The 23051-nt window shown below is 48.2% G+C and carries 20 protein-coding genes; 5 read left to right on the top strand and 15 right to left on the bottom strand.

Annotated features, from left to right (window positions below):
- The first annotated feature begins 5 nt into the window (after positions 1–5).
- From AC4GL5_RS11090 to yacG, 4 genes are all read left to right on the top strand, one after another.
- On the top strand, positions 6–1241 hold the full coding sequence (locus tag AC4GL5_RS11090) for a type II secretion system F family protein (protein WP_490382852.1): 1236 nt from the start codon (positions 6–8) through the stop codon (positions 1239–1241).
- Positions 1241–2125 carry a prepilin peptidase gene (locus AC4GL5_RS11085; RefSeq protein ID WP_490382851.1) on the top strand — a complete coding sequence of 295 codons (885 nt, stop codon included), beginning with the start codon at positions 1241–1243 and terminating at the stop codon, positions 2123–2125. Before AC4GL5_RS11090 ends, AC4GL5_RS11085 begins: the two co-directional genes overlap by 1 nt.
- A gap of 40 nt (positions 2126–2165) precedes the next feature.
- A complete protein-coding gene (gene coaE / locus AC4GL5_RS11080; RefSeq protein ID WP_490382850.1) occupies positions 2166–2792 on the top strand; it encodes a dephospho-CoA kinase in 627 nt (208 codons plus the stop codon).
- A gap of 121 nt (positions 2793–2913) precedes the next feature.
- A complete protein-coding gene (yacG, locus tag AC4GL5_RS11075) occupies positions 2914–3120 on the top strand; it encodes a DNA gyrase inhibitor YacG (protein ID WP_490382849.1) in 207 nt (68 codons plus the stop codon).
- Between the two features lie 94 nt (positions 3121–3214).
- Here the strand turns inward: yacG and AC4GL5_RS11070 are convergent, their stop codons facing one another.
- From AC4GL5_RS11070 to AC4GL5_RS11055, 4 genes are all read right to left on the bottom strand, one after another.
- Positions 3215–4168 (bottom strand): Nudix family hydrolase, encoded by a 954-nt coding sequence (locus AC4GL5_RS11070; RefSeq protein ID WP_490382848.1) that lies wholly within the window; start codon positions 4166–4168, stop codon positions 3215–3217.
- A 157-nt stretch (positions 4169–4325) separates the two neighbouring features.
- The gene (gene argJ, locus AC4GL5_RS11065) at positions 4326–5540 is read right to left on the bottom strand and encodes a bifunctional glutamate N-acetyltransferase/amino-acid acetyltransferase ArgJ (protein ID WP_490382847.1); all 1215 of its coding nucleotides are present in this window, start codon (positions 5538–5540) and stop codon (positions 4326–4328) included.
- 74 nt (positions 5541–5614) lie between these two features.
- On the bottom strand, positions 5615–8329 hold the full coding sequence (gene secA, locus AC4GL5_RS11060) for a preprotein translocase subunit SecA (protein WP_490382846.1): 2715 nt from the start codon (positions 8327–8329) through the stop codon (positions 5615–5617).
- A gap of 113 nt (positions 8330–8442) precedes the next feature.
- Positions 8443–9372 (bottom strand): peptidoglycan DD-metalloendopeptidase family protein, encoded by a 930-nt coding sequence (locus AC4GL5_RS11055; RefSeq protein WP_490382845.1) that lies wholly within the window; start codon positions 9370–9372, stop codon positions 8443–8445.
- A gap of 68 nt (positions 9373–9440) precedes the next feature.
- Here AC4GL5_RS11055 and AC4GL5_RS11050 point away from each other — a divergent pair, with 68 nt between their 5' ends.
- On the top strand, positions 9441–9905 hold the full coding sequence (locus AC4GL5_RS11050) for a DciA family protein (RefSeq protein ID WP_490382844.1): 465 nt from the start codon (positions 9441–9443) through the stop codon (positions 9903–9905).
- Between the two features lie 99 nt (positions 9906–10004).
- Here AC4GL5_RS11050 and lpxC read toward each other — a convergent pair whose 3' ends face one another.
- From lpxC to AC4GL5_RS10995, 11 genes are all read right to left on the bottom strand, one after another.
- The gene (gene lpxC, locus AC4GL5_RS11045) at positions 10005–10916 is read right to left on the bottom strand and encodes a UDP-3-O-acyl-N-acetylglucosamine deacetylase (RefSeq protein WP_490382843.1); all 912 of its coding nucleotides are present in this window, start codon (positions 10914–10916) and stop codon (positions 10005–10007) included.
- A 105-nt stretch (positions 10917–11021) separates the two neighbouring features.
- The gene (gene ftsZ, locus AC4GL5_RS11040) at positions 11022–12200 is read right to left on the bottom strand and encodes a cell division protein FtsZ (protein ID WP_490382842.1); all 1179 of its coding nucleotides are present in this window, start codon (positions 12198–12200) and stop codon (positions 11022–11024) included.
- A 35-nt stretch (positions 12201–12235) separates the two neighbouring features.
- A complete protein-coding gene (ftsA, locus tag AC4GL5_RS11035; RefSeq protein WP_490382841.1) occupies positions 12236–13504 on the bottom strand; it encodes a cell division protein FtsA in 1269 nt (422 codons plus the stop codon).
- An 84-nt stretch (positions 13505–13588) separates the two neighbouring features.
- Positions 13589–14284, bottom strand: coding sequence for a cell division protein FtsQ/DivIB (locus AC4GL5_RS11030; protein ID WP_490382840.1), 696 nt, complete (start codon positions 14282–14284; stop codon positions 13589–13591).
- 30 nt (positions 14285–14314) lie between these two features.
- On the bottom strand, positions 14315–15262 hold the full coding sequence (locus AC4GL5_RS11025) for a D-alanine--D-alanine ligase (protein WP_490382839.1): 948 nt from the start codon (positions 15260–15262) through the stop codon (positions 14315–14317).
- Positions 15255–16658, bottom strand: a complete 1404-nt coding sequence (murC, locus tag AC4GL5_RS11020; protein WP_490382838.1) for a UDP-N-acetylmuramate--L-alanine ligase — start codon at positions 16656–16658, stop codon at positions 15255–15257. The genes AC4GL5_RS11025 and murC overlap by 8 nt, the downstream gene beginning before the upstream one ends.
- A gap of 28 nt (positions 16659–16686) precedes the next feature.
- Complete coding sequence (murG, locus tag AC4GL5_RS11015; protein WP_490382837.1) at positions 16687–17850, bottom strand: undecaprenyldiphospho-muramoylpentapeptide beta-N-acetylglucosaminyltransferase; 1164 nt, start codon at positions 17848–17850, stop codon at positions 16687–16689.
- Positions 17828–19120 carry a putative lipid II flippase FtsW gene (gene ftsW, locus AC4GL5_RS11010; RefSeq protein ID WP_490382836.1) on the bottom strand — a complete coding sequence of 431 codons (1293 nt, stop codon included), beginning with the start codon at positions 19118–19120 and terminating at the stop codon, positions 17828–17830. Before ftsW ends, murG begins: the two co-directional genes overlap by 23 nt.
- Entirely contained in the window at positions 19110–20444 is a 1335-nt protein-coding gene (gene murD, locus AC4GL5_RS11005) for a UDP-N-acetylmuramoyl-L-alanine--D-glutamate ligase (RefSeq protein WP_490382835.1), read from the bottom strand. The genes ftsW and murD overlap by 11 nt, the downstream gene beginning before the upstream one ends.
- A 99-nt stretch (positions 20445–20543) precedes the next feature.
- On the bottom strand, positions 20544–21626 hold the full coding sequence (mraY, locus tag AC4GL5_RS11000; RefSeq protein ID WP_490382834.1) for a phospho-N-acetylmuramoyl-pentapeptide-transferase: 1083 nt from the start codon (positions 21624–21626) through the stop codon (positions 20544–20546).
- Between the two features lie 128 nt (positions 21627–21754).
- On the bottom strand, positions 21755–23051 hold a 1297-nt coding region (locus tag AC4GL5_RS10995; protein ID WP_490382833.1), incomplete at its 5' end, for a UDP-N-acetylmuramoyl-tripeptide--D-alanyl-D-alanine ligase.

The following is a 23051-nucleotide window of genomic DNA, read 5'->3' as shown; positions in this document are numbered from 1 at the left end:
ACAAGATGGCGAAGAAACCAGAAAAGAACATACAACAGCAATACCAGGTCTTCAGCTGGAAAGGCAAAGATAATCAGGGACATACAATTAAAGGTGAATTGCAGGCACTCAACCTGAATCTCGCCAAAGCACAGCTTCGGAAACAGGGCATTGCGACAGAAAAAATCCGCAAAAAAACGCCCGCCCCTTTCGGCCTTGGAGAAAAGAAAATCACCTCCAGGGAGATCACCCTGTTCACCCGTCAGCTTTCAACCATGATCAGAGCAGGTGTCCCTCTGGTTCAATCACTGAATGTGGTTGCGGAAGGCCTGGAAAACCCGGCTATGCAGAAGATTATTCTGAATATCCGTAACGAAGTTGCTGACGGCAATATGCTCAGTATGGGCTTGCGTAAACACCCGAAATACTTCGATAAGCTCTTCTGTAACCTTGTGGAAGCAGGAGAGCGTTCAGGTTCACTGGAACGTATGCTTGACCGCGTCGCCATTTATAAAGAGAAAACTGACCGTATTAAAGCCAAAATCAAAAAAGCACTCTATTACCCAATAGCGGTTATGGCCATCGGGGTCATTGTAATGCTTATTTTGCTCTTGAAAGTTGTGCCTCAGTTTGAGTCTCTGTTCAACAGCTTTAATGCTGAGTTACCCATGATCACACAAGTGGTCATTGACCTGTCAGTGTTCGTTGGGCAATGGTGGTGGATCATCATAGGAACGCTGATACTGATCCCCGTTCTACTGATTAAAAGTTATAAAGCATCAGAGGTTTTTGCTTACCGGATTGATGCGTTAACCCTGCGGTTGCCGGTTATCGGACAAATCGTTCGTAAATCATCTATTGCTCGCTTCTCCAGAACCCTTTCAACCTCTTTTACCTCTGGAGTGCCCCTGGTAGAGTCCATGGCTGCAGCGGCCGGAGCTGCAGGTAATCGGGTCTATTCGCGGGCCATTTTTCAGGCCCGAGATAATATATCGGTCGGACAGCAGCTTAACTTCGCGCTAAAAACCACTCATGTATTCCCTGCAATGGTGACCCAAATGGTTTCCATTGGCGAAGAATCCGGTTCACTGGATACCATGCTTGATAAAGTTGCCGGCTTTTACGAGGAAGAGGTTGATGACGCAGTCGAAGGTATGACCACACTTCTGGAACCGATTGTCGTTGCCATTCTCGGGGTTATGGTTGGTGGTCTGGTATTGGCAATGTATCTTCCAATCTTCAAAATGGGCAGCCTGTTCTGATGAATGAACTGATACAGCTTCTGCAAAGTTCCCCGGGAATAGCCATCCTCTTCCTGCTAGTTGCAGGTTTATTGGTTGGTAGTTTTCTGAATGTGGTGATCTATCGGCTTCCTCTGATGATTGAAAATGAGCTTACAGAGCAATGTCAGCTACTGTCGAACACTCAGGAATCATCAGTATTTGATCCAGCAACAGCTGAGAAAAGTTTCAACCTTGCCTGGCCGAACTCTCATTGCCCTCACTGCAAAGCACCGATTAAGGCCTGGCAGAATATTCCGTTAATCAGCTATCTGCTGCTTAAGGGGCGCTGTCAGCAATGTAACGCCCGAATCTCCCTGCAGTATCCGCTTACGGAAATTGCCTCGGCACTGCTTGCCGTTATCAGTTGGACTTTATTCGGTTTTTCCGCCACTGGAGTTGCCCTTTTTGGCGTAGGTCTTGTCCTGTTGGCCCTGAGCATTATCGATCTCAAAACCTTTCTTCTGCCTGACCGTCTGACACTACCTCTTCTCTGGGCCGGGCTCATCTATCAGACCCTCTACCAAACGGATAACATTTCAGAGGCTATTTGGGGAGCTGCTCTCGGATATCTGGTACTTTGGCTAATCTACTGGCTATTCAAACTGGTCACGGGCAAAGAAGGTATGGGCTATGGTGACTTTAAGCTGCTGGCGGCTTTAGGAGCCTGGCTGGGTGTCAGCCTGCTACCGGCTATGTTGCTGATGAGTGCTCTGAGCGGGCTTATCATTGGGCTTGCTTATAAAGCATTCAATCAAGGTCACGAAGGCGGAATTCCATTTGGACCTGCGCTGGCACTTTCCGGCTGGTTCTGCCTGGCTTTTCCTGATACCGTGCGCACGATTATGGTCCAGATATTTCTGTAAACCATAAAGCTAACCAGCTCTTCTGACAGATAAAGAGATTATGCCAAACAAAAAACTGATCATAGGTCTTGCCGGTGGCATTGGTTCAGGTAAAACAGCTGCTTCCGATTTCTTTCAGACTCTTAATATCTGCGTAGTTGATGCTGATGTTGAGGCACGGGAAGTTGTTGAACCCGGCACCAAAACGCTAGAAAAAATTAAGCAGCACTTTGGCTCGGAAGTATTGAATAACGATGGCAGTCTGAACCGCCCCTGGTTAAGGGAAAAAGTTTTTAGACAGCCGGAAGAAAGGATATGGCTGGAATCCGTGACTCACCCCGCTATCCGTCAATGCATTGAGGATAAACTGGCAGCATCTGAATCCCCCTACAGCATTCTGGTTTCCCCCTTGCTCTTTGAAAGCGGACAGGACCAGCTTACCGATAGAGTCCTCCTGATTGATGCACCGGAAGATCTGCAGATCGCCCGAGCCAGCCAAAGAGACCAAAACAGCGAAGAGCAGGTCCACGCTATTTTAAAGGCTCAGCTATCCCGCGAGGAACGGCGTAATAAAGCAGATGACATTATCGTGAATGATCGAGACCTGAGCTATCTGCATGCCGAATGCCTGAGACTTCATAAGTACTATCTATCCTTGAGCCCACAGGAGTCTGCTCCGAGTGAATAAAGACAATCAAAGCGTCAGATATCACATTCCGCTTTTGCTCTGTTAAAATCACGCCCAGGACTCAGCCGTTGTAACGGCTGATAATTCAGATCGGCCCTGCACTATCAACGGATAAAAGACGATGTCGAAACAACCTCTCACCGTAAAATGCCCAACCTGTAAAACCGATGTAATCTGGGGAGAAGAAAGTCCGCATCGCCCTTTCTGCAGTGATCGTTGTCGCCTGATTGATCTTGGAGAGTGGGCGAGTGAAAGTCATAAAATTGCCGGGGAACCCGCCTTTGATGAAGCCAGCAGCGATATGATGGAGTTTTATCCTAAAGATTAGAGCTGTTATCGGCTTTTCAACAGCGAATATCAGACAAAAAAATACCCGCCTAAGCGGGTATTTTTAATTATATCCGTTCGATACCAACGAAGCATTAATCAGCCTTATCCTGAGGCCAGAACGCACGTATTCCTGCAACCCCTTGGCCGCCAAGGCCTCGGGTACGACGGATATCAGCACGCCCCAGCCCCCCAAGCGCATAAACCGGCATAGGTACCGGTTCTATCGCGTCATGGAACGCCTGCCAGCCAATTGGCTCTACTCCAGGATGGCTCTCTGTTTCCTGAACCGGGCTATAAGTTGCCAAATCCGCATTCAGAGCAAGAGCCGCTTGAAGTTGTGCTCCATTATGGCAAGCACAGGACAGCCACTTTGTTACTGGTATCGGACGACTCGCGTAATGGGACAAACGATCCGATGACAGGTGGATACCATCAGCATCAACACGATCCAGCATCGAAGGATCCGCATTCAGAATTAAACGGGCACCTGCAACCTTGGTCAGCTCTAATGCCGCCGCCGCCCGCTTAGCAAACTCATCTTCAGACAGATTATGAGCCCGCAGCTGAACCAGCTCCACCCCCGTACTCAGTGCTGTCTGCAACTTTTTCAGCCATTCTTTCTCATTTTCGGCTTCACCCGTAATCATGTAGTGATCCGGCAAACGTAAAGCCTTCAGAATCGGTTTGTTGGCTTCAGGGAAACTGTACTGGATCAGATCCTCCTCTTTAACCCAACGAACCGCCTGGCCTTCGCGACCATATGCCTCCCCTGAAAATGCCTCGACCCACCAGACATCCAGTAATACAACACGCTCAGGGTAACGATGATGAACCCGAATCAAAGGGGATGCGCTTTCAATCCGAATACCCACTTCTTCACACAGTTCCCGATCCAGCGCCTGACGACCTGTCTCATAGGGGGCTAACTTACCGCCGGGGAATTCCCACAATCCCCCCTGGTCTACGGTTGCTGGACGGCGAGCAATCAGAATTTCACCTTTTTCGTTACGTACAACGGCAGCGGCAACATGAAGATGCTTGGGCATGGGGCACCTGTATTTCGTAAAGTTCTAAAACAAAAAAAGTGAGGCACCTATTAGTGTGTTTGGCTTTTAAGCCCACTAATCTGTACCTCACCCTCTATTAACATCTCTCGTTCGCTTTTGGTCCCGACAAAGGATGCAGACCCTTTAACAGCGAATATCAGCTGCGATAGTCAGCATTAATACTGACATAATCGTGCGATAGGTCTGTCGTCCAAACCGTCTCGGACGCATTACCGCGGGCCAAATCGATACGGATAGTAATGTTTTCTTTTGCCATCACAGCTGAGCCAGCCTGCTCTGTGTAAGCATCACATCGGCCACCGTTCTCTACAATCTGCTCGTCACCCAACCAGATATTAATATGATCAACATCCAGCTGTTCAACATTCGCACGACCTACGGCAGCAAGAATACGGCCCCAGTTTGCATCACTGGCAAATAGCGCTGTCTTCACAAGTGGTGAATGAGCAACTGTGAAAGCAACCTCAAGCGCTTCCTCATCACTGCCGGCATGGGTCACTGAAATCTCAACGAACTTGGTTGCACCCTCGCCATCTTTAACAATAGCATGCGCCAGTGGCTGTGCCACACTGTCCAAGGCCTTCTGGAAAGCCTCAACCGCAGCCGCATCATCAGCGTTAATCTCTGCGGAAACGCCCGTTGCAACCAACATACAAGCATCATTGGTCGAAGTATCACTATCAATCGTGATGCGGTTAAAAGAACGATTGGTCGTGATTGTCAGCATCTGCTGCAGCAAAGCCTGATCAATCTTGGCATCAGTCGCAATATAGCCCAGCATGGTTGCCATATTTGGCTTAATCATGCCAGAACCTTTAGAGATACCACTGATTTTGACGGTCTTACCGTTAATCTCAACCGTAGCAACAGCACCCTTTGGTCGGGTATCAGTTGTCAAAATACCTTCAGCTGCAGATAGCCAGTTATCTTCTGCAAGATCCGCGATAGCATCGGACAACACTGCCTGAATCTTATCAACCGGTAGAGGCTCACCAATGACGCCAGTGGAAAATGGCAATACTTCGAAGTCCGCAACGCCAGCTTTCTCAGCCAGAGATGCACAACACTTCGCTGCATTTTCAACACCTGACGGGCCTGTCCCCGCATTAGCATTACCGGTATTTACCAAAAAATAACGTGGCGTGGCTTTTTCCAAATGCTTTTTAGCAACCTGAACAGGAGCAGCGCAGAAAGCGTTCTTCGTGAAAACGCTGGCCACAGTTGAACCAGCAGGGCATTCAATTACCACAACATCTTTGCGGCCCGGTTTTTTAATCCCAGCACTGGCCACGCCTAAGCGCACACCAGAGATAATATTAAAAACCGGCAATTCCGATGGGCCAACAGCCATGACCACACTCCTCAATTTAAAATGTCGACTTATTTCCGACAACTAATAACCACACCACCATCCAAACAGCAGTTCTAGCTCAGCTTACCGTGACACTGTTTGAATTTTTTTCCTGAACCACATGGACATGGTTCGTTTCGACCCACTTTACGGCCTTCACGCACAAAGGGTTGCGCTGCATTTTCATCCTGAGGAGCAGGCATTTCTTCAGCTTCCAGTGCATTACTATCAGCATGCTGGTATTCGTAAGCCTGCTCAGCCTGAACTTCGCGGCGGCGGCGCTCCATCTCTTCCACATCCGATTCTTGCTGAACCTGAACATGACTTAAGATACGAACCGCGTCATGTTTGATATTGCCCAACATATCCTGGAATAACTCGAAGGATTCGCGCTTGTATTCCTGTTTTGGGTTCTTCTGGGCATATCCACGCAAATGAATCCCCTGACGCAAATGATCCATCGCAGCCAGGTGTTCTTTCCAGCGAGTATCCAGCACCTGCAGCAGCACCTGTTTCTCAAACTGGCGGATTGTATTCTCACCAACATGAGCTTCTTTGGCGCGATAAACCTCTGTCAGTTCTGCAAGAATCTTCTCTCGAAGACTGTCTTCAAATAGCTGCTGATCGTCATCCAGCCACTGCTGAATCGGCAGATGAAGCGCAAACTCAGCTTCCAGATGAGACTCAAGCCCTGCGATATCCCATTGCTCCGGCATACTCTGAGGTGGAATAAAAGTGCTGATAGCATCGTTAATGACATCACTACGAATTGAGTCAACAATCTCCGCAATGGATTCACTTTTCAGCACTTCTTCACGCTGTTGATAAACCACGGTACGCTGATCGTTAGCAACGTCATCATATTCAAGTAGCTGCTTACGAATATCAAAGTTACGGCCTTCAACCTTACGTTGAGCTTTTTCAATAGCACCAGTCACCATACGGTGCTCAATGGCTTCGCCATTTTCCATGCCCAGAGCCTGCATAAAGCCGCGAACGCGCTCAGACGCAAACAGGCGCATAAGATCATCTTCCAGAGATAGGAAGAAACGAGTTGACCCAGGGTCACCCTGACGCCCGGAACGACCTCGAAGCTGGTTATCAATACGACGGGATTCGTGACGTTCAGAACCAATCACATGCAAACCACCAGCTTCCAGAACGGCATCATGGCGTTTTTTCCACTCTGCCTTGATTTCGTCAATCTGTTCCTGAGACGGGGAATCAAGCTGCTCAACTTCATTTTCCCAGCTGCCCCCCAGCACAATATCTGTACCGCGACCGGCCATATTCGTAGCAATGGTCACTGCACCCGGGCGACCTGCCTGAGCAATAATATGAGCCTCTTTATCATGCTGTTTAGCATTAAGTACATTGTGTTTCACTCCTGCTTTTGTCAGGAGTTGACTCAGATATTCAGAAGCCTCAATTGAGGCCGTACCCACAAGAACCGGACGCTGACGTTCAACCTCATATTTCACATCTTTGATGATAGCGTTGAACTTTTCTTCCATAGTCAGGAAGATCAAATCATTAAGATCCCGACGCTGCACCTGTTTGTTCGTTGGGATAACAACCACATCCAAGCTGTAAATCTGTCGGAACTCAAAAGCTTCTGTATCCGCAGTACCTGTCATACCGGACAGTTTGTCATACAGACGGAAGTAATTCTGGAAAGTAGTCGAGGCTAACGTCTGGCTTTCATTCTGGATTGTGACGCCTTCGCGGGCCTCTACAGCCTGATGCAAGCCTTCTGACCAACGGCGTCCCGGCATAGTACGGCCAGTGTGCTCATCAACGATAACAATTTCATTATCCTGAACGATATAATGTACATCACGCTGGAACAGTGTATGGGCCCGTAAGCCTGCATTGATGTGATGCAGTAGCCCCAAGTTAGCAGGAGCGTAAAGACTTTCACCTTCAGGGAGCAGTCCTTTCTCAATCAGCAGGTCTTCTACAAACTGGTGACCTTCCTCCGTCAGTTCAACAGAGCGATGTTTTTCATCTTTCGTAAAATGTCCTTCCGCCCCTTCTTCAGCACACTCCTGAAGTTTAGGAATCAGTTCATTGATTGTGCGATACATCTCCGAACTATCTTCAACGGCACCGGAAATGATCAGAGGTGTACGGGCCTCATCGATCAGAATCGAGTCAACCTCATCAACAACGGCAAAATGGAGTTCACGCTGCACACGATCTTCAAGGCTAAACGCCATGTTATCGCGTAGGTAATCAAAACCGAATTCGTTATTCGTTCCGTAGGTAATGTCACAGCTGTACGCTTCGCGCTTCTGTTCAGAGTTCAACCCAGGAACCGAAACGCCCACACTCAGCCCAAGGTATTCATACAGAGGGCGCATCCACTCAGCATCACGCCGGGCAAGATAGTCATTCACGGTAACAACGTGGACACCTTTACCTGGAAGGGCGTTCAAATAGACGGCAAGAGTAGCAACAAGCGTTTTACCTTCACCGGTCCGCATTTCAGCAATTTTTCCGGAGTTCAGAGCCATACCACCGATGAGCTGTACATCAAAGTGCCGCATCCCCATCACACGGGAACTGGCTTCACGACACACTGCAAAGGCTTCGGGGAGAAGGTTGTCGACCGTTTCACCTTTTGCAAGGCGCTGGCGGAATTCTGAGGTTTTAGCCTGTAGCTCTTCATCCGTAAGGGATTTGATCTGATCTTCTAGACTGTTAATAACGTTAACGGTCTTTCTCAACCGCTTCAGCTCACGGTCATTCTTACTGCCAACAATTTTCTTTAATAGTGATGCAACCATGTTCTTTCTTCAGCTTTGAGAACGCATTTGAGCGTTAAGGCACGGAAAAATAAAAAAATTCTGCCCGCATAGTAACACGTACTTATGCGGGCAGAAATGATTCTAGGCGGGGTTTATCGACTGGCGCGATAAATAAACTTGGCGGGATCCATTGAACGCCCCCTGTGCCGTACTTCGTAATGAACATGGGGGCCGGTTGAGCGTCCACTACTCCCCATCAGGGAAAGAACCTGGCCTTTACTGACAATATCACCAGGTTTAACCAACGCTTTTTTGTTGTGTGCATATCGAGTGGTGTAGCCATCACCATGATCAATCTCAACCAACAGTCCGTAGCCATAACGAGGACCAGCCCAAGTTACCACGCCAGCAGCTACAGCAATCACATCAGAACCATCTTTACCAGCGAAGTCGACACCTTCATGCCATGCGATACGGCCGGTAAACGGATCGGTACGCTTACCATATTTGGAAGACAACCAACCCTTTTTAATAGGGCGCCCCGCGATAAAGACATCATCTTGAATTTTACGGCTACCCAAAAGGGATTCAATAACCTGAAGCTGCTGCTCGCGATCATCAATGGTACGTGCTAGATCATCAATGGTAGAAACGAAATCATCAACTTCTACACTGACACCCATCTCCATCACTTCAGGACCGCCAACAGGAGGTGTACGATCAAAATCAAACTCCCCTTCTTCCAGATCTGCAATATGAGTCAGTCGCTTACCTAACGCATCAAGGCGTACTAACCGAGCCTGAAGCTCTGCAATCCGTACTGTCAGAGCATCCAACTGTTCCTGAGAGTTACGACGCAAAATATCAATATCATTTTTCTGCTGACGAATGTCATCCAGCCACTCTTGTGCAGATTCCTCTGTAAGCAGCGGAGACTCATTATTCATCGTCAGGTAAAGACCAACACCACCAAAGGTCAGAGGTGCAACAATGAATATCGTCAGTAACAACCCCATCAACCATCCCGGTATGTGTAGGTTTTTCGACGCTGAATGGCTATCATTAAAAATTACGATATTCATTAAACCAACCTTTTACAATTTCCGTATCTTAGATACTTTTTTACTTGACCCATTAACAGACACAGTATATGCGATCATACCGCGCGACAAAACGCCTTAATGAGATTATTAACAAAGAAAATACCTTGCTGGGCAAGCTGTTTCACAAAGCTGATATTCTGCAACAGTTAGACACAGAGATATCTTCACTTTTGCCGTCACAATTTGCCGGAAAAGCCAAGGTGGCAAACATCAACCGCTTTGAAGTTGTTATCCACATCGCATCGGCAGCTTTATTGACACGACTCAGACTCCAACAACGGCTAGTAATGCAAAAAATAAACCAACGCTACTCGTGGGCAAGAATTGAAAAGGTAACGATCAAGGTCCGACCTGAAAAAAGGCAGCCGGAACCGGTAATGAAAGAAAAACCTCATCGCTCTGAACGGATCGCTAAGGAAGTAGATCATGCCGCTGACAACTGCATCAACAGCGCGTTGAAAGACAGCCTCACCAAGCTAGCCAAACACATCAGGAATTCAGAAATCAACTAACGCCAAACGCCGCTATACTGACCGTAACACTCTATATTGCCGCTGTAAAAACAGGCAAAAAAAACCTCCTAAAACGGAGGTTTTAAGAACATAAACAAATCAACCTGCTGCTGCAGGCTTCATATAAGAAATTGGAGACTCTTCTGCTTCTTCAAAAGTAACAACATCATAGCAATCTTTATTTAACAGCAGCTCACGTAACAATTTATTATTTAAACCGTGACCAGACTTAACACCATTAAACTCACCAACCAAACCATAACCCAACAGGTAGAGATCACCAATCGCATCCAAAACCTTGTGGCGAACAAACTCATCTTCATAACGCAAGCCATCTTCATTCAGAATACTGTACTCATCTACAACGATAGCATTATCCATACTCCCACCCAATGCTAAGTTCTTTGAACGCAAAAACTCAATATCTTGCATAAAGCCAAAGGTGCGAGCTCGACTGACTTCTTTTACGAAGGAAGTACTGGAAAAATCGATAGAGATATCTTGGCGCTGGGAGGTAAATACAGGATGATCAAAGTCAATTGCGAAGGATACTTTGAAGCCATCATAAGGAACAAATGAAGCACTCTTATCACCGTCGCTCACAACAACCGGTTTCTTAATTCTTATAAATCTTTTAGCGGCTTCCTGCTCCTGAATACCTGCAGACTGAACAAGAAAAACAAAAGGACCAGAACTTCCGTCCATAATAGGCACTTCCGGAGCACTGACCTCAACGTATAAATTATCAATTCCCAAACCTGCAAGCGCTGACAGCAAATGCTCTACAGTTCCCACTTTTACGTCGCCATTCGAAATGGTCGTGGACATCGTCGTTTCACATACATTCGTAGCTGTAGCTTTGATTTCAACTACCGGATCAAGATCCGTTCGACGAAATACGATTCCGGTATCAATTGCGGCAGGCCGCATACTTAGATACACCTTTTCTCCAGAGTGCAAACCAACACCTGTCGCTCGAATCGTATTCTTTAGAGTCCGCTGTTTTATCATGTTTAATTCTTTGAAGAGTAGATTACACCTATGGATTATAACAGAAAAAAATCAGTTTCTATCCAACCTTTACAACTATCAATAGAGTTCATCTATACATGACGATCAATCAGCCTGACGACGTAAAAAAGCTGGAATATCCAGATAATCCATATCAGACTTATTTTCTGCCTGTTTTTTTACTGCTGCTGCATCCTGCCCTTTCCGGTTAATCGCAGGCTGTCTATCAAGTTTAGTATAATCAACAGGTGCAGCGGATTGAGGCTTTGAGGATGCAGCCACCACCGTAGGCTTCGGATCGTCAGCTACGACGATGCGGTCCTGTTCTAAACCGGCAGCTACTACCGTAACTTTGACTTCATCATTGTTATCCATTTCAGGATCAATAGAAGTACCAATCACAACGGTTGAGTGCTCAGATGAGAATTCATCCAACAAATCACCTACGGCAGTAAATTCTCCAATGGAGAAGTCTGAACCCGCCGAGATATTAACCAGAATACCTCGAGCGTCACGTAGATCGATATCTTCCAGAAGAGGGCTACGAATCGCCTTCTCAGTGGCTTCAATCGCACGATTCTCACCACTGGAAGTACCAGTACCCATCATTGCCATGCCTTTTTCAGACATAACAGTACGGACGTCCGCAAAGTCGACGTTAATCATGCCTGGACGCGTGATCAGATCAGCAATACCCTGAACAGCACCCAAAAGAACGTTATTCGCTTCACTAAAAGCCTGAAGCAAACTGGTATTTTTACCCAGCGCAGTCAGCAATTTTTCATTGGGAATTGTAATCAGCGAATCAACATGCTCGGACAGAGCCTGGATACCCTGATCAGCAATTGCCATTCGTTTACGGCCTTCAAAAGGAAAAGGCTTGGTCACAACAGCAACGGTGAGAATCCCCAATTCCCGAGCGACCTCCGCGATCACAGGAGCACCGCCAGTACCCGTACCACCACCCATACCAGCAGCGATAAAGACCATATCAGAACCATTAAGCAGCTCCGCGATACGCTCACGATCTTCAAGAGCAGCCTGACGACCTACTTCAGGGTTTGCACCTGCACCAAGCCCCTTTGTGAGTTCACTACCAAGCTGGAGAATACTTTTGGCTTCGACCTTCTTCAGGGCCTGAGCATCCGTATTGGCAACGATAAAATCCACACCCTCAACATTATGTCGAAGCATGTGCGTTACTGCGTTACCACCACCACCGCCAACACCAACGACCTTGATGACAGCATTGGCGTTTGCTGCATTATCTAAAATCTCAAACATGTTTCAGTCTCCTCAAACGCACTTAACGCAGCTCATCAGAAGTTGCCTTTGAACCAGCCTCTGATTCTCTCAACGATGCCTGTATCATCAGCTTGCACAGATGACGGCTCCTCAACATAGGTCGCCCGGGAAGCTGTAGTTCCTGTATTTTCCAACCCATACACCAACAGCCCAACCCCTGTCGAATAGATAGGATTACCTACAACATCCGATAATCCTTTTATGTTGCTTGGCGAGGCAATACGCACCTGCATATGAAAGATCTCTTCAGCAAGCTGAACAACACCTTCCATTTTAGAAGTCCCACCGGTCAGCACAATCCCCGCAGGAATAAGGTCCTCATAACCACTCCGACGAATCTCATCCAAAACCAGATTAAACAATTCTTCGTAACGAGGCTCTACCACCTCCGCCAAACGCTGCCTAGATAACTCCTGAGGCGCTCGTTCACCAACGCTGGGCACCTGAAAGACGTGATCTTCACTCGCCAGCTGCGTTAATGCGCATGCATATTTTATTTTAATCTCTTCCGCATTCTGCGTTGGCGTACGCAACGCCATCGCAATATCATTCGTAACCTGATCACCCGCGATCGGAATCACTGAAGTATGCTTGATCGCCCCTTCGGTGAAGATAGCAATATCTGTTGTCCCGCCACCGATATCAACCAAGCAAACACCCAGTTCCCGTTCATCCTCATTAAGCACGGCATAACTGGATGCCAATTGCTCAAGAATAACCCCATCAACTTCAAGGCCACAGCGCCCAACACACTTCACAATATTCTGGATCGCATTGACGGCAGCAGTCACTAAATGAACCTGAACTTTAATTTCACGCCCAGACATACCTAGTGGCTCTTTGATACCCTCATGGAGATCAATCGTATATTCCTGAGGAATAACATGAATTATTTCCTGATCGGTCGTAATTCGCGATGTTGCTTTTTCACGGGCAGAACTGACGACCCGATCAATATCGTCCTCAGTAACTTCACGATTAGACGTTGAGGCAACGCCATCTGAGTTCATGCTTCGAATATGACTACCGGCAATACCTACATATACAGAATGGATATTGCACCCCGCCATCAGCTCTGCCTCTTCAATGGCGCGTTGGATAGAAAGGACTGTAGACTCAATATTAATCACAACACCTTTTTTCAGTCCACGAGAAGGGTGAGAACCTATACCTACAATTTCCACCTCGCCATCTGGAGTAAGATGGCCAACAATGGCAACGATTTTTGATGTTCCGATATCAAGCCCGACAACCATATTGTTGTTCGTCATATTTGCAGCCATAAGCCGGGCATTCTCCTCAACGCGTCAACGTAAACCATAAAATAAATCTAAAGAAATCCAAGGCACTGCCGTAGATTATAAATTCTATTGCAACCATTCAACAGAAAAACCGTTGGGATATCGCAGATCTACCAAGCGAGCCTCTTCCCATCGTCCTTGAAGACTGGATAAAACGGTGTGAATCCGTTCCAGCCTTTCATGAGTTTGCTCTTTTCCTAACAAGAGCCAAGGTCCTTCTTTAATATGAACAGACCAAGCACCGTGTCGTGCCAGCGAAACAACATCAACACTCAACCCTGAGACCTCTAACCTCTTTCGCAGCTTGAGATAAAACGCCCAAACCTCTTTTTCTGTCCCCCCAGGCCCAGCAAGTTTCGGCAGATCACTATAATCAGGGCGTTTGACCGGAAAAAAGGCAACTAGATTAGAGTCAAGAAGTCCATTTTGCAACCAATTTGCAATCGGCTTTTTCTCTACTACCGCAATCTCAACCTGTTCAGGCCAAACCCTCCTCACCTTAGCCTCAGCAACCCAGGGTAGGGCCTCCACACCGTTTTTCACTTCATTCATGTCAGACGCCAGAAAACCGGAGGCTAAAGTATCTGCCAGAACAAATTGCAGACGCTTTTTTTCCACATGGTCTATCGCACCCAAAACACGGACGCCGTCAACCGGCCAGAAAAACAATGGATGAATTAACTTAAATCCTGCGACCAGTAAAACAAATATCCCCGTTAATACAAGAGGGTTTAACCAATTGATACGCTCCAGCAAACTCAACTCACAACCTCCGGCTTAGTAGCAACTTAATTAAAAGCCATAACGCTTCCTAGCGGCATCAATGACAGCCAATACTAACTCTGGAAAGCTATAGCCTTTCGCCTTAGCTGCCATAGGCACCAAGCTGTGGTCTGTCATCCCTGGTAGAGTGTTAACCTCAAGCAGTTGTAACTGACCTGATTCATTCACCATAAGATCAACACGCCCCCAGTCCTGACAGCCTACCGCATTAAAGGCTTCAAGGGATATTACCTGTAACGCTTTCTCCTGTTCATGAGATAAGCCGCAGGGTAGTAGGTAACGAGTATCATTAACCAGATACTTAGCCTCGTAATCATAAAACTGATGATTCGTTTCAAGACCGATAACCGGAAGAGCTTCGCCATTAAGAATGGCAACTGTGTACTCTTTACCAGTAACCCATTGCTCAACAAAAACACAGCTATCCAAGTCTGCAGCTTTAGCGACAGCCGACTGCAACTGCTCAAGATGATCAACCTTAGACATGCCGATACTGGATCCCTCGTGGGCCGGCTTAACCATCAGCGGCTTACCCTCAAGCTTCTGCCAGACGTCTGCCAAGTCAGTCGATGCATCAATCCAGCAGTAGCCAGGGGTTGGCAGGCCTAATGTCTGCCAAACCTGCTTGGTTTTAAGCTTATCCATTGCCAGAGCAGAACCCAGCACACCACTGCCGGTGTATGGAATCTCAAGACATTCAAGCAGTCCCTGAATTGTACCGTCTTCCCCGCCGCGACCATGCAACGCCAGAAATGCGATATCAAAGTCAGCCTGTTGCAGCTGCGGTAACCAGTCACCCGTTTTATCAATATCGATGCCGATAACATCCACATCGACACTTTTCAGTGCTGCAATTACAGCACTGCCGCTTTTAAGTGAAACCTCTCGCTCAGCAGAAGTTCCTCCATAAAGAACTGCAACTCTCAGAGATGAACTGAGCTTTTCAACTTTACTCATCACCGGATTCCTCCAGCCCCTCAGTACTCAGGTTGATCGCCAGACCACCTATATCCCCAGCCCCCTGCATCAGGAGAATATCACCATCCTGAAGTACGGATTTAAGAACAGATCTCAGTTCAGTTTTTTCAGGCAAAAACACAGGCTCCACCTGCCCACGCTCGCGAATACTTCGGCTAAGCGCTCGTCCATCAGCACCGGGGATCGCTTCTTCACCTGCAGCATAAACCTCCATTAACAGGAGCTTATCCACACCTGAAAGCACCTGGACAAAATCTTCGTAGAGGTCGCGTGTTCTGCTAAAACGGTGCGGTTGATATACCATCACCAGACGCTTATCAGGCCAACCACTGCGAACGGCTTTGATCGTCGCATCAACTTCTGTTGGATGATGGCCATAATCATCCACCAACATCGCTTGCCCCTGGTCGTGCTCCAACTGTCCCAGAACCTGAAAACGACGGCCAACACCATCAAAACGGGCCAAACCGGCAATAATTGCTGCATCACTTACGCCTTCGTCAGTGGCGACGGCAATCGTCGCCAAAGCATTCAGTGCATTATGACGACCAGGCATATTCAAAGTGATCTGAAGATCGTCGTGACCATCCGGCCGTATAGCAGTGAAGTGAATTTTCTGCCCTTGCTGACTGAAATCAGCGATTCGGTAATCCGCATCATCACTAAAGCCATAAGTCAGAATTGGACGACTAATCTGAGAAATAAGCTCTCGTACAACAGGATCATCGACACAGATCACCGCAAGACCATAAAAGGGCAGATTGTGCAGAAAGTCGATAAACGTCTGTTTTAACTTGCTGAAATCACCGCCATAGGTAGACATATGGTCTGCATCAATATTAGTGACAATGGCCACCATCGGCTGCAGATGCAAAAACGAGGCATCACTCTCATCCGCCTCTGCCACCAGATAGCGACTTTCGCCCAGTCTCGCATTACTGCCGGCACTGTTCAAACGACCACCAATAACAAAGGTCGGATCCAGCTCCCCTTCAGCCAAAACGGTAGCCATCAGGCTGGTTGTCGTCGTCTTTCCGTGCGTTCCGGCCACAGCAATGCCGTGGCGGAAGCGCATAAGCTCCGCCAACATCTCAGCACGACGAACAATCGGAGTACGACGCTGAACCGCATAGGCAATTTCAGGGTTGTCAGTATTGATCGCAGTGGACACAACAACAACATCAGCACCATAAACATTGGACTCGTCATGACCAATAAAGACTTCAGCACCAAGATCAAGAAGGCGCTGAACACTGGCTGACTTTTTCAGATCAGAACCAGAAATCAGATAGCCTTGATTGAGAAGAACCTCAGCGATACCACACATGCCAACACCGCCGATACCAACAAAATGAATCCGACGAATGCGGCGCATTTCTGGGACTTGAAAACCCACTCTTTCTTCAGCCAAAACTCTTCTCCAAACACCCTTGAACGACCGCTTCAGTAGCCATTGGTCGTACAACACGACGGGCATTCTTGCCCATCGCTAAAATTTTCTCTGGATCACCGAATAAAGATTCCAGCATTTTAGCCAGCTTATCAGCATCCATCTCTTTTTGAGGCAGCAGAATACCTGCATCTGCCTCAACTAAAAAGCGCGCATTAGCTGTCTGATGATCATCTACCGCTATCGGTAAAGGAACAAGAACCGATGCTCGGCCAGCCGCAGCCAATTCTGAAACCGTCAAAGCACCGGCACGACAAATCACCAGGTCGGCCCAATCAAAGGCTCCGGTCATATCATCGATAAATTCCTGAGTGCGCGCTGTGACCTGCATTTGCTTATAGTGATCTTGTGTAACGTCCAGCTTATCTTTACCTGACTGATGCCAGATCTCAGGCCGGATATTATCAGGCAGTTTTGAAATCGCTTCCGGTAGGCGCTCGTTAAAAACTTGAGCGCCAAGACTGCCTCCAATAACCAGCAATTTCACGGGGGCTTTAATCGCTGGTTTATCAGGTATCGACAACAAACTTTCGCGCACCGGATTACCTGTTACTACAGCACCGGTTTTCTCAGCAAAAGCTTTAGGAAAAGCAGCAAAGGTCTGCCGCGCCACTTTTGATAACCAACGGTTAGTCATACCTGCAACAGCATTTTGTTCATGGATATAAACAGGAATACCCAGCATACGGGCAGCTATTCCACCCGGGCCACTGGCAAAACCACCTAAGCCAACAACAAAGTCCGGTTTAAAACGACGTAAAATGACAATAGCTTGTTTAACAGCCTTCAGTATCAGAAAAGGCGCTGCTAACTTACGCATGAGCCCTTTACCGCGCAGCCCCATCACATCAATATGATTCAGCCGGATACCCGCAGCAGGCACCAAGCGATTTTCAATGCCTTGCGGGCTGCCTAACCATTCCACCGACAACCCTTCTGCAGCAAAGCGCTCCGCCAGAGAAAGAGCCGGAATTACATGACCACCGGTACCACCAGCCATCAGCATCACTTTTTTTCCGGTGTAACGCCCCATAGATAACTCAGGCTTGCCCTCAGCATTATGGCCCGCAGCCATATCAACACTTGACGTTGGTTTACCGGCTATAACGTTGGACATGCTTCACTCTTTCTTTCTCATAAAACTCGGCTTTATGACGTGTTTCCTGATCAATCCGTAGACAGATCGCAACCATCACACAGCTGATCAGAAGACTACTGCCTCCATAACTCATAAAGGGCAGAGTCAGCCCTTTGGTCGGCAGCAGGCCAGTATTCACGCCAATATTGATAAAGGTTTGCGCAGCAATGACCAATGCCAGGCCAAAGGCAACATAACAATGGAACAGCAGTTTGTGTTCACCCGCTTTCCGGGCGATCACAAACATCCGGTAAACCAGAAGGGCATAGATGAAAAGCGTCAGCAATGCACCTAAAAGACCCAACTCTTCAGCCAGAATCGCGAAAACAAAGTCTGTGTGAGCTTCCGGTAAATAAAAGAGCTTTTGGACACTGTTCCCCAGACCCAGGCCATCCCAGCCTCCGCGTCCAAAAGCGATCAATGCCTGAGTCAACTGATAACCGGAATCAAATTGGGCAGCCCAAGGATCAAAATAGGTAGTCAGACGCTTCATTCGGTAAGGTTGCATCAAGGCAATAAAACCCGCCATGGCGATGGTACTGGTCATCAGGATAATAAACCGCTTCATGCCAACACCGGACAGGAACAGCATCCCCAGCATACTGCCAAGAATCACCACGGTTGCACCGTAATCCGGCTCCATAATCAGCAGCAGCCCCATAAACCCCATGACCGCCAGAGGCTTCATAAAACCAGACCAGTGCTCACGGACCTCATCAAGACGACGTACCAGATAGCCCGACAGGTAAACGACCATAAAGAGTTTAGCCAGCTCAGAAGCCTGCAGGTTAACCAGCCCGAGAGAAATCCAGCGGGAGCTGCCGTTAACTTCCCGGCCAATCCCCGGCAAAAGCACGGCAATCAGCAATAGAAAAGCGACCAGAAGCAGAGCAAAACTATTGTCATACCACCAGCGAATCGGCACCAGAGCAATGAATAAACCAAGGCCCAGCCCCATGAGCAAATAGATCCCATGGCGAATACTGAAAAAGAAAGGATTTCCGTAGCGACTACCGGCAATTTCCATAGAAGCAGAGGTCACCATCAGCCAGCCAAGAAACAGCAGAAACAGTGCAGAAAACAACAGCCAACCATCAATCCGGCGGGTCATCTCCTTATTAACATGAACCAGATTGAGCAGTGCTAAAAGCGGCTTCAGAAACTGATAAGCGGCTTGCGAAAACAGCTGAAGTCTGTCGCTGGTTCTCTCCCACCAATCCCGAAGCTGCTGTTTACGATCAACCGGCACGGCAAAGGTCCTTTACTGCGGCAGCGTACACTCTTCCGCGTTCAATGTAGCCTTTAAACATATCCCAGCTTGCACACGCCGGTGACAACAACACCTGATCACCGCTTTCAGCCAGTCTAACCGCCTGAGCAACAGCATCATCCATGGATGAAGCACGATAAATGACCGTCTCCGGTTTTAGAGCTCCAGCGATAAGATTCGCATCACGTCCGATCAATACCACGGCTTTGCAGTGTTCGGCTACAGGTTCAGCCAACTCATCAAAGGCAGCCCCTTTTCCATCGCCACCGGCAATCAGAATCAATGCTCCATCGGAAGCCAAACCCTTCAGGGCCGCAACCGTAGCGCCCACATTGGTACCTTTAGAATCATCAATATACTTAATACCATCATGTTCAAGCACCAACTGGCAGCGATGATCCAGCCCCTGAAAATCTTTCAGGGCTTCCAGCATCGCATCCATCGGTATACCGCCGCCCTGTCCCAGAGCAAGGGCAGACAACGCATTAATCTGACCATGGCGACCAGTTAACGCAATCTCATCGGCAGCAATTAACAACTCATCGCCCTGAGCCAGCCATTGACGTCCACCATGGGTCTGCAAGCCAAACTGACCCGATTCTGGCTGATCCAGACCAAAGCTCACCAGGTCGCTTTTAAATTCATGCACCGGTTGAGTCGCTTCATCATCACGGTTAACGACCGCCAGTTTGCAACCGGTGTAGATGCGCTGCTTCGCCAGGCCGTATTCCAACATATCCGGGTACCGATCCAGATGATCAGCACATAAATTAAGAATGGTTGCCGCCTGAGCTCTCAGATTCTGGGTCGTTTCCAGCTGAAAAGAGGAAAGCTCAAGCACATAAAGATCTTTCTCCCCTTCTGCCAGAAGATCCAGTACCGGCAGACCGATATTACCGCCCACACCTACATTGATACCGGCTTTAGCAGCCATATGTCCCACAAGACTGGTTACCGTACTCTTTGCATTAGAGCCCGTGATCGCAATAACCGGGGCAGAAACCTCACGGGCAAAAAGCTCAACATCACCAATCACAGGAACACCGGCATCCATCGCTTTAGCAATTGCAGGCTCACTGACGGCAACCCCCGGACTTACCACTAATTGGGAAGCTTCGCGTAAAAGCCCCGCATCCAGAGGACCAAGCCAGAGCTCCACATCAGGGAACTCCTGTTCGATTTCTGCCAAACCCGGCGGATTAAAACGAGTATCCGCAATAGCAAAACGCTCTCCCTTGCTTGCCAGATAACGGGCGCAGGAAACGCCAGTCTGACCTAAACCTATCACTACGCTATGGGACACAATGCAATCCTCTCAGTACTCTAGTTACGGCACTGCCGTTTTAATCTTGGTGTATCAACATCCTGTTAATACACATGAACTCTTTCAGCTGTTTTACGGTCAACGCAACTTAAGTGTCGCCAGACCAATTAACACCAGAACCACAGTAATAATCCAGAAACGGACAATGACACGCGGCTCCGGCCAGCCCTTTAACTCAAAATGATGATGGATAGGAGCCATCCGGAAAATTCGCCGTCCGGTCAATTTAAAAGAAGCCACCTGCAGGATAACGGAGATCGTCTCCATCACAAAGACACCGCCCATGATAAAGAGCACTATTTCCTGACGAACGATAACAGCAACAACACCCAGAGCAGCTCCTAACGCCAGAGCACCAACATCGCCCATAAAAACCTGGGCCGGATAGGTATTAAACCAAAGGAAGCCAAGGCCAGCCCCTGCGATTGTCGCGCAGAACACCAGCAGCTCACCGGAGCCCGCAATGTAGGGAATCTTCAGATAAGTCGAAAATTCGATATTACCCGAGGCATAAGCAAAAACCCCCAGCGCAGAAGCCACCATCACCGTCGGCAAAATAGCCAGGCCATCCAGACCATCAGTCAGGTTTACCGCATTACTCGTACCAACAATCACAAAGTACGTCAGCACGACAAAAAAGATTCCCATCTCCCAGCTAAAGTCTTTCAGGAAAGGCAGAATCAGAGAGGTCTCAGCCGCTGTAGGAGCGGTCTGGAACAAAAAGATCGCAGCCCCCAAACCAGCAACCGACTGCCAGAAATATTTCCACTTAGCAGGCAACCCCCGCGAGCTTTTCTCAACGACCTTACGATAATCATCAACCCAACCAACGGCACCAAATATCAGGGTCACAATCAGTACAACCCAGACATATCGGTTCATCAGATCTCCCCATAACAGAGTACTGATCGCGATAGCGCTGATGATCAGAGCTCCACCCATGGTTGGTGTACCATTCTTACTCAGATGACTTTGAGGACCGTCATCACGTACCGCCTGACCGATCTGAGCAGAAACCAGTTTGCGGATCATCCAAGGACCTAAAAAGAGGGAAAGAGCAAGCGCAGTAAGAACGCCTAAAATAGCCCGTAAAGTCAGATAGTTAAAAACAGAAAAAGCGCTGTAGTAGTGAGACAGCCAATCGGCAAGAATCAGAAGCATCTGTAGGTTAGTTCCCTGGTTGCGCCCTCTGCGGGGCTTTTCGTTATAGGTTTTATGTTCGCCGAATCAAAGTAACCTAACCCGGCTGTTCCATGGTTAAATTCGGAATAATCAGTTTACATCAGCCTTTACTCAGACAGGCAGAGGGTGTGAACCACCTCTTCCATCCGTGCACTCCGGGAACCCTTAACTAGCACAGTCGTTTCCGATGTCAGCAAGGCGGTAACGGCTTCAGCCAGCTTTTGCTTATCGGAAAAATGCCGGGCCCCATCCCCAAAGGCTTCCGCCGTATGCTCAGTCAAAATTCCTATGGTAAACAGGTAATCTACCTGCTTTTCACGGGCATAATGACCCAAGGCTGCATGGGCTGAAACCGATTCACCCCCCAGCTCACCAATATCCCCAAGTACCAGAATATGTACCCCGGAAAAATCCATCAACGTATCGATGGCCGCCATAACCGATCCGGGATTCGCATTGTAACTGTCATTAATAATCCGTGACTGTTTAAAGCCAGTAACGGTTTGCAAACGCCCACTCACACCTGAAAAAGCCTGCAGGCCGTCGGCTATAGCCTCCAATGACAAACCAAGCTGACAGGCGGCTGCCGCAGCCGCGGCCGCGTTACTCACATTATGCTTGGCCGGAACCTTAAGATGAACCGGGAACAAGGCTTCGTCATAACAGAGATCAAAGCTATAGCTGCCGCTATTATTTCCGGGCCGAACATTTTGGGCTGTCAGATCCGCAGATTCCAGCCCATACCCCATCAATACACGTTCACCGGCCAGTTTCCGCCAGTAGGGTGCAAAATGATCATCCTGATTGATTACCACGCGACCTTCGCGGCCAAGAGCAGAGATCAGCTCGCCTTTAGCCTGAGCAATATTATCCATAGAGCCGAACTCACCGAGATGCGCGCCGGTCACATTCAGCACAACCCCCACATCCGGTTTTGCCAGACGGGTACAGTAGTCAATTTCGCCAAGATGATTCGCACCCAACTCAATAACGGCAAACTTATGCTCAGGCGAAAGCCTTAACAGTGTCAGTGGTACACCGATATCGTTATTAAAATTACCGGCCGTGATCAAAACAGATTCAGCACCGGAAACCTGCGCCAGAACAGAACCCAGCATCTCTTTAACAGTAGTTTTACCACTGTTGCCTGTAATACCGACGACAGGCCCCTGAAACAACTCACGGTTGTATAACGCAACCTGCCCCAGAGCAATACGGGTATCATCTACACACCATTTCGGCAGATCGACCTCAGGCTGATATTCACTCACCACCAGTCCTGCTGCGCCCTGTTCTGCAGCCTGAGCGCAGAAGCGATGGCCATCAAAGCGTTCGCCCTTCAGCGCGAGGAATACTTTACCGCTCAGATCGGCGCGGGAGTCTGTCTCCAGCTGCGAAAAGTTA

It is taken from the genome of Oceanospirillum sp., from assembly GCF_982874595.1.
The sequence above is the reverse complement of the archived record's forward strand: the minus strand, read 5'-3'. Positions and strand labels throughout refer to the sequence as shown.